Here is a 12,382-nt window from a genome sequence, read left to right as displayed (position 1 = left end):
CCATGTCCCTGTCCAGCGTTTTCAACATTGCCGGCAGCGGCATGAGCGCACAGACCACGCGTCTGAACACCGTGGCGTCGAACATCGCCAACGCCGAGACCGTCTCCTCGAGCATCGACCAGACCTATCGCGCCCGTCACCCGGTATTCGCCACCATGTTCCAGGGCGGCCAGAACAGTGGCAGCAACTCGCTGTTCCAGAGCCAGGACGCGGCCGGTCAAGGCGTGCAGGTGCTCGGCGTGGTCGAAGACCAGAGCAACCTTGAAGCGCGCTACGAGCCGAACCATCCGGCGGCCGACGCCAAAGGCTACGTCTACTACCCGAACGTCAACGTGGTGGAAGAAATGGCTGACATGATTTCCGCGAGCCGGTCCTTCCAGACCAACGCCGAAATGATGAACACCGCCAAAACCATGATGCAGAAGGTACTGACCCTCGGTCAGTAATAAGGGGCGACGGCCATGAGTGTTTCCGATACCACCAGCAGCTTGAGCATGAATGACATCCTGTCGAACTCGTCGAAAAAGACCAGTTCGACCGCCGGTGGCATTGCTTCGGCCACTAACAGCGCCACCGGCGGCCAGGCCCTGGGCAAGGACGCGTTCCTGCAATTGCTGGTCACCCAGCTGAAAAACCAGAACCCGCTCGATCCGCAGGACAACAGCGCATTCGTTGCCCAGTTGGCCCAGTTCAGCAGCCTGGAAGGCATCACCACGCTGAACAGCACGGTCAGTTCGCTGGCCGGCAACTACAACTCCTCGCAAGCCTTGCAGGCTTCGTCGCTGGTGGGTCGCAATGTGATCGTGCAGACCAACTCGGTTCAGCTCGACGATCCGAGCAAAGGCATGACCGGTTCGGTCACCGTTCCGTCGTCGATCGCCGGCGGCACCGTGAGCATTACCGACAGCAGCGGCGCGGTGGTTCGCACCATCGATCTGGGCAGTCGCGCGGCAGGCGCCGCGAGCTTCACTTGGGACGGCAAGGACAAGGACGGCAATCTGGTCAAGACCGGTACCTATACCGTCAAGGCCAACGCATCGATCAATGGCACCTCGACCGACATGGCGACGTACCTGCCGGCCACCGTCACCAGCGTGACGATCAGCCAGACCGGCGGCGAACTGATGCTCAACCTGTCCGGCAAGGGCACCGTTGCCCTGTCCAAAGTACAAACCATTGGTATATAGAGCCGATTAACCCGGCACAAAGGAGTGGAATATGTCTTTCAATATCGGCCTTAGCGGTCTCTATGCAGCCAACAAACAACTGGACGTGACCGGCAACAACATCGCCAACGTCGCGACCGCCGGTTTCAAATCGTCCCGCGCAGAATTCGAAGACGTCTACTCGGCCACTCGCCTGGGTAGCGGCAGCAAAGTGATCGGTAACGGCGTGCGCCTGGCCAACGTTTCCCAGCAGTTCACCCAGGGTGACATCAACAACACCGGTAACGTGCTGGACATGGGCATCAACGGTTCGGGCTTCTTCACCATGAGCAACAACGGCTCGGTGTCCTACACCCGTGCCGGTACGTTCAAGGTCGACAACGCCGGTTACATCACCAACACCGATTACACCTCGCGCCTGCAGGGTTACGGTGTGGACGCCAACGGCAAGATCATCAACGGTGTATTGACCGATCTGAAGATCGATACGTCGAACCTGGCGCCGAAATCGACTTCGTTGGTGACGTCGAGCATCAACTTGAACTCGACTGCGTCGGTGATCGTTGATACCGGCACCAACGCCGTCAAGTTCGACCCAAGCAAGCTTGAGACGTACACGAAGAGCTTTAGCACTCCGATCTATGACACGCAGGGCAACTCGCATGTTATGGACCAGTACGTGGTTAAAACTGGCGAGAACACCTGGAAGGTGTACACCCTGGTCGATGGCCGTAACCCGGATGCAGCCGGTAGCGATCCAACCAAGGTCGATCCGGTTGCTTCGACGCTTACGTTTGACAGTTCCGGCAACCTGCTGCAGGTCAGCACGCCTAGCACGTTACCGGCTCCGGCGCCGAACCCGATCATCAGTAGCGACTTGAAACTGACCGGTTGGGTACCGGGCAAAGTGGTCAACGGCACCTTTACGCCTAACGGCGCATCGGCCAACACGGCCGGCATTACTATTTCGATGGCCAAGACCACTCAGTACAACGCTGACACCGCGCGTTCGATTCCGACTCAGGACGGTTACGCCACTGGCCAGATCACCAACCTGACCATCGACGGCACCGGTACGCTGTTTGCCAACTTCAGCAACAACCAGAGCAAGGCCATCGGCCAGGTTGCACTGGCCAGCTTCACCAACGAACAAGGCCTGCAGGCTATCGGTGGCACCAGCTGGAAAGAGACGTTTGCTTCGGGTATCCCGGGCTACGATGCACCGGAAACCGGTACCTTGGGTTCGGTTGTTTCCAACTCGCTGGAAGAGTCGAACGTTAACCTGACCAACGAGCTGGTAGACCTGATCAAGGGCCAGAGCAACTATCAGGCGAACGCCAAGACCATCTCCACTCAGAGCACCATCATGCAGACCATCATTCAGATGACTTGATGTGATCTGATAGCTGCATTGAAAACCGACGCCTTGAGCGTCGGTTTTTTTATGCGTGTCACTAAATTTACATTCACCAATTAACCGTTTGTCTGAATTTATGGTGTGGAAGTTGCAGTCCTGCCTGGCAAAGGACCTTGGCGTCAAAACTTCGCACGACCTGCTTCATTGGGCCATGACACTGGATGGCGATATGGAAGTCAGGAAGCTTCTACCTGGTTTTTCAACCGTAGTTTCCAACACAAAAACACAAGGACGATGTAATGGCGATAATCAACGGGACCGCTGGTGCCGATAATCTGCTCGGTACTGCGGGCGATGATCAGATACGCGGTTTGGCGGGCAATGATGTCTTGAATGGTGGGGCAGGTAATGATCTGTTGATCGGCGGCGATGGCGCCGATCAACTGATTGGCGGTGCCGGCTTCGACACCGTCAGCTATGAAGATGTACCCAACAGCGTGGCGGTGTCCCTGAACCTGAAAACCGGTGTGCATACCGGGTATGCAGCGGGCGATACCTTTGTCGGGATCGAGAGTTTCCGTGGTTCAAATTATGACGATACGTTCTATGCCAGCGCTGCTGCCGACAACCTTGATGGTTACAACGGTAACGACCGGCTGAGCTACGCGCAGTCGGAGCAAGGCGTCAACATCACCATGACCGCCGCGCGTGTGGGCACCGGTCTGGGCGGCGACGCGCAAGGTGACACGTTCTCGGATTTCGAAACCATTATTGGCTCGAACTACAACGACGTATTCACCGCCTCGCTGGGCACCACGACCTTCTACGGCGGTGCCGGCAACGACGTGTACATCATCAACGGTTCGGCCAGCCAGAACGTGTTGGAAATGGCCGGCGGCGGTGATGACGAAGTGCGCACCACACTGAACACCATCACCTTGGCCAGTGAAGTCGAGCGTCTGACTTTCACCGGTACCGGCAACTTCAATGCTCGTGGCAATGCCTCTGACAACGTTATTACCGGCGGTGCCGGCAATGACATCCTGATGGGAGGCGCAGGTGCCGACCAACTGATTGGCGGCGCAGGTTTCGATATCGTCAGCTATGAAGACGTACCCAACAGCGTGGCGGTGTCCCTGAACCTGAAAACCGGTGTGCATACCGGGTATGCAGCGGGCGATACCTTTGTCGGGATTGAGAGTTTCCGTGGTTCAAATTATGACGATACGTTCTATGCCAGCGCTGCTGCCGACAACCTTGATGGTTACAACGGTAACGACCGACTGAGCTACGCGCAGTCGGAGGAAGGCGTCAACATCACCATGACCGCCGCGCGTGTGGGCACCGGTCTGGGTGGCGACGCGCAAGGTGACACGTTCTCGGATTTCGAAACCATTATTGGCTCGAACTACAACGACGTATTCACCGCCTCGCTGGGTACCACGACCTTCTACGGCGGTGCCGGCAACGACGTGTACATCATCAACGGCTCGGCCAGCCAGAATGTGGTGGAAATGGCCGGCGGCGGTGATGACGAAGTGCGCACCACACTGAACACCATCACCTTGGCCAGTGAAGTCGAGCGTCTGACTTTCACCGGTACCGGCAACTTCAATGCTCGTGGCAATGCCTCTGACAACGTTATTACCGGCGGTGCCGGCAATGACATCCTGATGGGAGGCGCAGGTGCCGACCAACTGATTGGCGGCGCAGGTTTCGATATCGTCAGCTATGAAGACGTACCCAACAGCGTGGCGGTGTCCCTGAACCTGAAAACCGGTGTGCATACCGGGTATGCAGCGGGCGATACCTTTGTCGGGATTGAGAGTTTCCGTGGTTCAAATTATGACGATACGTTCTATGCCAGCGCTGCTGCCGACAACCTTGATGGTTACAACGGTAACGACCGACTGAGCTACGCGCAGTCGGAGCAAGGCGTCAACATCACCATGACCGCCGCGCGTGTGGGCACCGGTCTGGGCGGCGACGCGCAAGGTGACACGTTCTCGGATTTCGAAACCATTATTGGCTCGAACTACAACGACGTATTCACCGCCTCGCTGGGCACCACGACCTTCTACGGCGGTGCCGGCAACGACGTGTACATTATCAACGGTTCGGCCAGCCAGAATGTGGTGGAAATGGCCGGCGGCGGTGATGACGAAGTGCGCACCACACTGAACACCATCACCTTGGCCAGTGAAGTCGAGCGTCTGACTTTCACCGGTACCGGCAACTTCATTGCTCGTGGCAATGCCTCGGACAACATCATCACGGGTGGGGCTGGCAATGACACGTTGTTCGGTGGCGCAGGAGCAGACCAACTCATCGGTGGAGAGGGTTTTGATACGGTCAGTTATGGCGATGCCGACAAGGGCGTGACCCTCAATACCAAAACCGGGATACACACCGGAATTGCCGCCGGCGATGTTTACAGCAGTATCGAAGCGATCTTGGGTTCTGACTTCAGTGATGCGTTTGTCGGGGATGCGGGCATCAACCGATTCGACGGTGGTTTCGGTATGGATATGGTGAGCTTTGCCGACGAAGCTGGCGGTGTCACCCTGGATCTGGGCGCACCTGTTTTGACTGGCGCGGCCGCCGGCGATATCTATACGTCGATCGAAGTATTCCAAGGTACGACACAGGCCGACAGCTTTACGGGCAGTGGCGCTGCGGCGGAGAATTTTGTCGGTGGCGCTGGCGCCGATCTGCTGACGGGTGTTGGTCGAGGTGATGGCGCCTGGTACTTGACCAGCACTGGCAGCGTTCAGATCAATTTGCTGGAGGGCACTGCCGCAGGCGGCGACGCTCAAGGTGACGTGCTGATCAACATCGATAACCTGATGGGATCGGCATTCAGTGACATGCTGACTGGCAACGCCTACTCGAACAAGCTTGAGGGCGGGGCGGGTAACGACCTCATCTATGGTGGTGAGGGGGATGACTTTATCTATGGCGGCACCGCCACTGATACCGGTGCATTCGGACCACTGACTATTAGCGGCGTCCAGGCCGATACGCTTTACGGTGGTAACGGCAATGACACCATGCGCAGTGCCGATGACGATGCCGGCAGCATTCTTTATGGTGAATCTGGCAACGACAACATCACCGTGTCGGCAGGAATTGCCTATGGTGGTGACGGTAACGATACCTTGACGGGTACCGGTTACGGCTATGAACTCCAGGGTGGTGCAGGTGTTGATACGTTGAACTTGCGCGGATCGGGTGATGCCTTGGGCGGAGAGAGCGGTGACGCCTATATTGTGTTCTCGAAAACCATGGTAGGCATCCAGGACACAGGCACATCCGGGATCGACACTGTCACCCTCAAGAACATTCAGAGTGTCAGTGATGTGCGGATTGTCCAGAACGACCTTGGCGCCTACATCTTCAATGCCGCCGATCTGCAAAGCGGCAACCTGGATTCCGGTGTGTTCCTGAAGGACTGGTACAAGGGCGGGAATACCATCGAAACGTTCTACACCAACAACGGTCAATCCTTCACCATTCCTGTCGTAGGGCAGGCAATGACCGAGTCATTCGCGGTCTGACAAAAGCCGTTGTACGAATAAAAACGGCGAAGCCTGCATTCAGGTTTCGCCGTTTTTTTTTACTTCGATTTTTACTCCAGACAAAAGAAAACCCCCGACACACCAGAAGTCTGTCGGGGGTTCTTTTGCCCGGAGAGTATCAGGCGTCTCGCAACGCCTGATTCAGCTCAGCTTATTGGCAAGCTTCGCAATCCGGCTCGTCGATCGCGCAAGCCTTTGGCACTGGAGCAGGACCGGCAGGTGCTGCCAGAACCGAATCGTCGCCGTGGTTGCCGCCGCTGGAAACAGCGTTCAGCTTGCCGGTGTTGATGGTCGACTTCTCGGTGCTGGTCGCGGCCAGGGCACGGAGGTAGTAAGTGGTTTTCAGACCACGGTACCAGGCCATGCGGTAGGTCACGTCGAGCTTCTTGCCCGATGCGCCGGCGATGTACAGGTTCAGCGACTGGGCCTGGTCGATCCACTTCTGACGACGGCTGGCGGCGTCAACGATCCACTTGGTGTCCACTTCGAACGCGGTCGCGTAGAGCTCTTTGAGTTCTTGCGGGATGCGCTCGATCTGCTGAACCGAACCGTCGTAGTACTTCAGGTCGTTGATCATGACCGAGTCCCACAGACCGCGAGCCTTGAGGTCGCGAACCAGGTACGGGTTGATCACGGTGAATTCGCCCGACAGGTTCGATTTCACATACAGGTTCTGGTAGGTCGGTTCGATCGACTGCGATACGCCAGTGATGTTGGCGATGGTCGCGGTCGGTGCGATGGCCATGATGTTCGAGTTACGAATGCCTTTCTGTACACGGGCGCGAACCGGTGCCCAGTCGAGGGATTCGTTCAGGTCGACATCGATGTACTTCTGGCCACGAGCCTCGATCAGGATCTGTTGCGAATCCAGCGGCAGGATGCCTTTGGACCACAGCGAACCCTGGAACGTCTCGTACGCGCCGCGCTCGTCAGCCAGGTCGCAGGAAGCCTGGATCGCGTAGTAGCTGACCGCTTCCATCGACTTGTCGGCGAACTCGACGGCAGCGTCGGAACCGTAAGGGATGTGCTGCAGGTACAAAGCGTCCTGGAAGCCCATGATGCCCAGACCGACCGGACGGTGCTTGAAGTTGGAGTTCTTCGCTTGTGGCACCGAGTAGTAGTTGATGTCGATAACGTTATCGAGCATGCGCACGGCGGTGTTCACGGTGCGTTCCAGCTTGGCGGTGTCCAGCTTGCCGTTGACGATGTGGTTCGGCAGGTTGATCGAGCCCAGGTTGCAAACGGCGATCTCGTCCTTGTTGGTGTTCAAGGTGATCTCGGTGCACAGGTTCGAGCTGTGAACCACGCCGACGTGCTGCTGCGGGCTGCGCAGGTTGCACGGGTCTTTGAAGGTCAGCCAAGGGTGGCCGGTTTCAAACAGCATGGAGAGCATTTTGCGCCACAGGTCTTTGGCCTGGATGGTCTTGAACAGTTTGACCTTGCCTGGGTATTCGGTCAGCGCTTCGTAGTACTCGTAGCGCTCTTCGAAGGCTTTACCGGTCAGGTCGTGCAGGTCCGGCACTTCGGATGGCGAGAACAGGGTCCACTTGCCGTCATCGAAGACACGCTTCATGAACAGGTCAGGGATCCAGTTGGCTGTGTTCATGTCGTGGGTACGACGACGATCATCACCGGTGTTCTTGCGCAGTTCGATGAACTCTTCGATGTCCATGTGCCAGGTTTCCAGGTAGGCACACACAGCGCCTTTGCGCTTGCCACCCTGGTTAACGGCAACGGCGGTGTCGTTCACTACTTTGAGGAACGGAACAACGCCTTGCGACTTGCCGTTGGTGCCCTTGATGTACGAGCCCAGAGCACGCACTGGCGTCCAGTCGTTGCCCAGACCGCCAGCGAATTTCGACAACATGGCGTTGTCGTGGATCGCGTGGTAGATGCCCGACAGGTCATCCGGCACGGTGGTCAGGTAGCAGCTCGACAGCTGTGGACGCAGGGTACCGGCGTTGAACAGGGTCGGGGTCGACGACATGTAGTCGAAGGACGACAGCAGGTTGTAGAACTCGATCGCACGGTCTTCTTTCTGCTTCTCTTCGATCGCCAGGCCCATGGCCACGCGCATGAAGAAGATCTGCGGCAGTTCGAAACGCACGCCATCCTTGTGGATGAAATAACGGTCGTACAGGGTTTGCAGGCCCAGGTAGGTGAATTGCTGATCACGCTCGTGGTTGATCGCCTTGCCCAGTTTTTCCAGGTCGAAGGTGGCCAGCACAGGGTTCAGCAGTTCGAACTCGATACCTTTGGCGATGTAGGCCGGCAGAGCCTTGGCGTACAGGTCGACCATTTCGTGGTGAGTGGCGCTTTCGGCCACACCGAGGAACCCCAGACCTTCGGCACGCAGGGTGTCCATCAGCAGGCGGGCGGTCACGAACGAGTAGTTCGGCTCGCGCTCGACCAGGGTACGGGCGGTCATCACCAGCGCGGTGTTGACGTCGGTCAGGGCCACGCCGTCGTACAGGTTTTTCAGGGTTTCGCGCTGGATCAGGTCGCCATCGACTTCTTCCAGACCTTCGCAGGCTTCGGTGACGATGGTGTTCAGACGACCCATGTCCAGCGGCGCCAGGCTGCCGTCAGCGCGGGTGATGCGGATCGACGGGTGAGCGTTGACCGCTTCTTCGGCCGGCGCGTGGGCAGCGCGTTCTTTCGAACGACCGTCACGGTAGATCACGTAGTCGCGCGCAACTTTCTGCTCACCGGCACGCATCAGGGCCAGTTCGACCTGGTCCTGGATTTCTTCGATGTGGATGGTGCCACCCGACGGCATGCGACGCTTGAAGGTCGCGGTGACCTGTTCGGTCAGACGGGCCACGGTGTCATGGATTCGCGACGAAGCGGCAGCGGTGCCGCCTTCAACTGCGAGGAACGCTTTGGTGATAGCGACGGTGATCTTGTCATCGGTGTAAGGAACGACAGTGCCATTGCGCTTGATCACGCGCAGTTGACCAGGCGCGGTAGCAGCCAGATCCGAATTCGAATCGGCGGCCTGCGGCAAGGTGCCCTGCGGGTTCTCGCGAGTTGTGTCGGTTTGCATGGGTGTCTCCACGTTCTCTATGTTTGTTTGGGCACCATCACGGTGCCCACCGTTCCGTCCTGAAGCACTACAACCGGCACGCGCCGGGCATAACGACTTCGGGACAGTTCAGGAAGAGGGCCTTGTGAGCGCCGCTTCCATGCCGAAGTCTTCGGTTCACGCGATACGCGTATCACCGCATTCCTTTCGGGGAGCAGTTTCGCCACTGCAACACCCGTACCGTAAACGCCGTGATCGGCGCAAAAACGGTAGCCATCCGCAGGCGCGGTTTGGGCTTTCGAAAATACGTTTGGTTCAACCCGACAATGGCAATAAAAAGCCTTGAATTCACTGCCGGGTTTGTGTTTGGTTTTTTAGCGTCAAACCCTACATGTAGGGTTTTTTTGCGCTCGGGCTACAAGATAATGCGTTTCAGGGGGGGATTGCAACGTACTACCTGTGGATAAGCCTGTGCGTAAATTGTGTAAGAAACTTCGAAAATGCGTGTAGGCCGCGAACCTGCTGAGCTAGACCGTCCGTCACTGTTTTTTCACCGGGAAAAACGCTTCAGCGGATTTTTAAGGGCGCGAACCCTATCACAAAAAACCGCCTTGTCCGAACGCATTTACCGACTTGTGTTCTGGCTGTACGCCGTTTATACAATCGGCCCATGCACAGGCATTCTTATCCTCCAGAAACATGACAAAAGGACGGGAGGATCCAAAACTGTGGGAGCGAGCCTGCTCGCGAATGCGTCGGTAGGTTCAGCATCGATGTTGAGTGATACGACGCTTTCGCGAGCAGGCTCGCTCCCACAGGGAATTGTGTCGAGTCAGATGTTCTTCCTTTATTAATAACAATAGAAAGCAGAGGTCACCGGTGGAGCAACAAGCCTTTCAGGTATTGATCGTCGAGGATGACCAGCGACTGGCCGAGCTGACGCGTGACTACCTGCAAGCCAATGGATTGCGCGTGGACATCGAAGGCAACGGTGCGCTGGCCGCAGCGCGGATCATCAAGGAGCAGCCGGACCTGGTGATCCTCGACCTGATGCTGCCCGGTGAAGATGGCCTGAGCATTTGCCGCAAGGTGCGCAATCAGTACGACGGGCCGATCCTGATGCTCACCGCACGCACCGACGATGCCGATCAGATCCAGGGCCTCGACCTCGGTGCCGACGATTACGTGTGCAAACCGGTGCGCCCACGCCTGTTGCTGGCGCGAATCCAGGCGTTACTGCGCCGTAGCGACAGCCCCGAGCCGGTGGCAGAGAAATCCCGTCGTCTGCAATTCGGCCCGCTGGTGGTTGACGACTCCTTGCGCGAGGCGTGGCTGAGCGACAACGGCATCGAGCTGACCAGCGCCGAATTCGACCTGCTCTGGCTGCTGGTGTCCAACGCCGGGCGCATTCTGTCCCGCGAAGAAATCTTCACCGCACTGCGCGGCATCGGTTACGACGGCCAGGACCGCTCGATCGATGTGCGCATCTCGCGGATCCGCCCGAAAATCGGCGACGACCCCGACCATCCCCGCCTGATCAAGACCATCCGCAGCAAAGGTTATCTGTTCGTTCCTGAAGCCTGCATAGACCTGCCGCTGTGAACTCGATCTTCCTGCGCATCTACGGCGGCATGTGCGCCGCTTTGATTCTGGTGGCGGTGCTCGGCGTGCTGGCGCTCAACCTGCTCAATCAGGTGCGCAGCGAGCAATATCGCGAGCGCCTGGCCCACGGCACGTTTTCGCTGATGGCCGGCAATCTGCAACCGATGAACGAAACCGAGCGCCATCGTGCGCTGCTGGTGTGGGAGCGTTTGCTGGGGATTCCGCTGGCACTGAAGAAGTTTGCCGAAACCGATCTTGATCTGTCCCAGCGCACTCGCGTGCAGCGTGGCCAGGCGTTGGTCGAGCAGACCGGGCCGCACGCGGCGAAAGTCTATCGAATGGTCAGCGACAAAGAGCAGTTGGTTCTCACCGGCGAAGTGCAGCAGATCAGCGAGCAACTGGCGCGCGCGACCATTTACCTGCTGGCCGATGAGCTGGTGCGCGTACCGGTCGGCGAACAACCCAAGCGCCTTGCACAGATAAAGGAAGAGAAGGGCTTCGGTTTCGATCTGCGCCTGGTCACGGTGAACGACGCTGACATGGACGAAGACCAGAGTCGCCGCGTGGCCGAAGGCGACACGGTGATGGCATTGGGCAAGGGTGGCGACTCGATCCGCGTATTTGCCGGCATGGTCGGCACGCCGTGGGTGCTGGAGATCGGGCCGTTGTATCAGATGAACCCGTATCCGCCGGAATGGCTGGTGCTGATTGCGGCGCTCGGCCTGACCTTGATCGGCCTCATTGTTTATCTGTTGGTGCGTCAGCTCGAGCGCCGTTTACGCGGCCTCGAAGCAGCGGCCACGCGCATTGCCAAGGGCAGCCTGGAAACCCGTGTGCCGGCGCGCGGTGCCGACTCGGTCGGACGTCTGGCGGCGGCGTTCAACGGTATGGCCGAGCACTTGCAACAGTTGCTGGCGATCCAGCGCGAACTGGTGCGCGCGGTGTCCCATGAATTGCGCACACCGGTGGCGCGCCTGCGTTTCGGTCTGGAAATGATCGGCTCGGCGACCACCCCGCAAGCGCTGGAGAAATACCGCGAAGGCATGGATCACGACATCGAAGACCTCGATAAGCTGGTCGATGAAATGCTCACCTACGCGCGCCTGGAGCAGGGCTCGCCGGCGCTGACGTTCCAGCGCATCGATCTGGACGCATTGGTCAATCAGGTGATTGAAGAGTTGGCGCCGTTGCGCGCCGAGGTCACGGTGCAGCGAGGTTTGTGCCTCTCCGCCGCCGATAACGATGATGCCTGGGTCGAGGCCGAGCCGCGTTATCTGCACCGGGCGTTGCAGAATCTGGTGAGCAACGCCATGCGCCACGCACGCTCGAAGGTGACGGTGAGTTATCAGGTCGGGCAATTGCGCTGTCGCGTGGATGTCGAGGATGACGGCCCGGGCGTGCCGGAAGTAGCGTGGGAGCGGATTTTTACGCCGTTTCTGCGCCTGGACGACAGCCGCACACGGGCGTCGGGCGGGCATGGTCTGGGCTTGTCGATTGTGCGGCGGATCATCCACTGGCATGACGGCCGGGCGATTATTGGCAAGAGCAAGAGTCTGGGTGGGGCTTGTTTCAGCCTGAGTTGGCCGAGGAATCAGGAACGCCGGTAATTCTTGTGGTGGCCGCGATGCCGCCTTCGCGAGCAAGCTCGCTCCCA

General features: G+C 58.4%; 7 protein-coding genes. 6 read left to right on the top strand and 1 reads right to left on the bottom strand.

What is annotated here, in order from left to right; all coding sequences use genetic code 11:
• Positions 1-2 precede the first annotated feature (2 nt).
• From flgC to PspS49_RS30005, 4 genes are all read left to right on the top strand, one after another.
• Positions 3-446, top strand: a complete 444-nt coding sequence (gene flgC, locus PspS49_RS22035) for a flagellar basal body rod protein FlgC (RefSeq protein ID WP_003227217.1) — start codon at positions 3-5, stop codon at positions 444-446.
• Between the two features lie 15 nt (positions 447-461).
• On the top strand, positions 462-1,187 hold the full coding sequence (gene flgD / locus PspS49_RS22030) for a flagellar hook assembly protein FlgD (protein WP_127929416.1): 726 nt from the start codon (positions 462-464) through the stop codon (positions 1,185-1,187).
• A 31-nt stretch (positions 1,188-1,218) separates the two neighbouring features.
• Positions 1,219-2,559: a flagellar hook protein FlgE gene (gene flgE / locus PspS49_RS22025; RefSeq protein ID WP_160041468.1), complete on the top strand. Its 1,341-nt coding sequence runs from the start codon at positions 1,219-1,221 to the stop codon at positions 2,557-2,559.
• 263 nt (positions 2,560-2,822) lie between these two features.
• The gene (locus PspS49_RS30005) at positions 2,823-6,080 is read left to right on the top strand and encodes a calcium-binding protein (protein ID WP_160041466.1); all 3,258 of its coding nucleotides are present in this window, start codon (positions 2,823-2,825) and stop codon (positions 6,078-6,080) included.
• 172 nt (positions 6,081-6,252) lie between these two features.
• On the opposite strand, the gene PspS49_RS22015 is transcribed toward PspS49_RS30005, so the two are convergent.
• Positions 6,253-9,147, bottom strand: coding sequence for a ribonucleoside-diphosphate reductase subunit alpha (locus PspS49_RS22015; RefSeq protein ID WP_127929413.1), 2,895 nt, complete (start codon positions 9,145-9,147; stop codon positions 6,253-6,255).
• An 858-nt stretch (positions 9,148-10,005) separates the two neighbouring features.
• On the opposite strand from PspS49_RS22015, the gene PspS49_RS22010 reads away from it, so the two are divergent.
• Together PspS49_RS22010 and PspS49_RS22005 are read left to right on the top strand one after the other, a co-directional pair.
• Complete coding sequence (locus PspS49_RS22010; protein WP_160041464.1) at positions 10,006-10,728, top strand: response regulator; 723 nt, start codon at positions 10,006-10,008, stop codon at positions 10,726-10,728.
• Positions 10,725-12,335 (top strand): ATP-binding protein, encoded by a 1,611-nt coding sequence (locus tag PspS49_RS22005; RefSeq protein ID WP_160041462.1) that lies wholly within the window; start codon positions 10,725-10,727, stop codon positions 12,333-12,335. Before PspS49_RS22010 ends, PspS49_RS22005 begins: the two co-directional genes overlap by 4 nt.
• Positions 12,336-12,382: the final 47 nt, after the last annotated feature.

The organism is Pseudomonas sp. S49 (assembly GCF_009866785.1).
Lineage (GTDB): Bacteria > Pseudomonadota > Gammaproteobacteria > Pseudomonadales > Pseudomonadaceae > Aquipseudomonas.
Note: the sequence above shows the minus strand (reverse complement) of the source record. Positions and strands in the feature narration are given on the sequence as shown.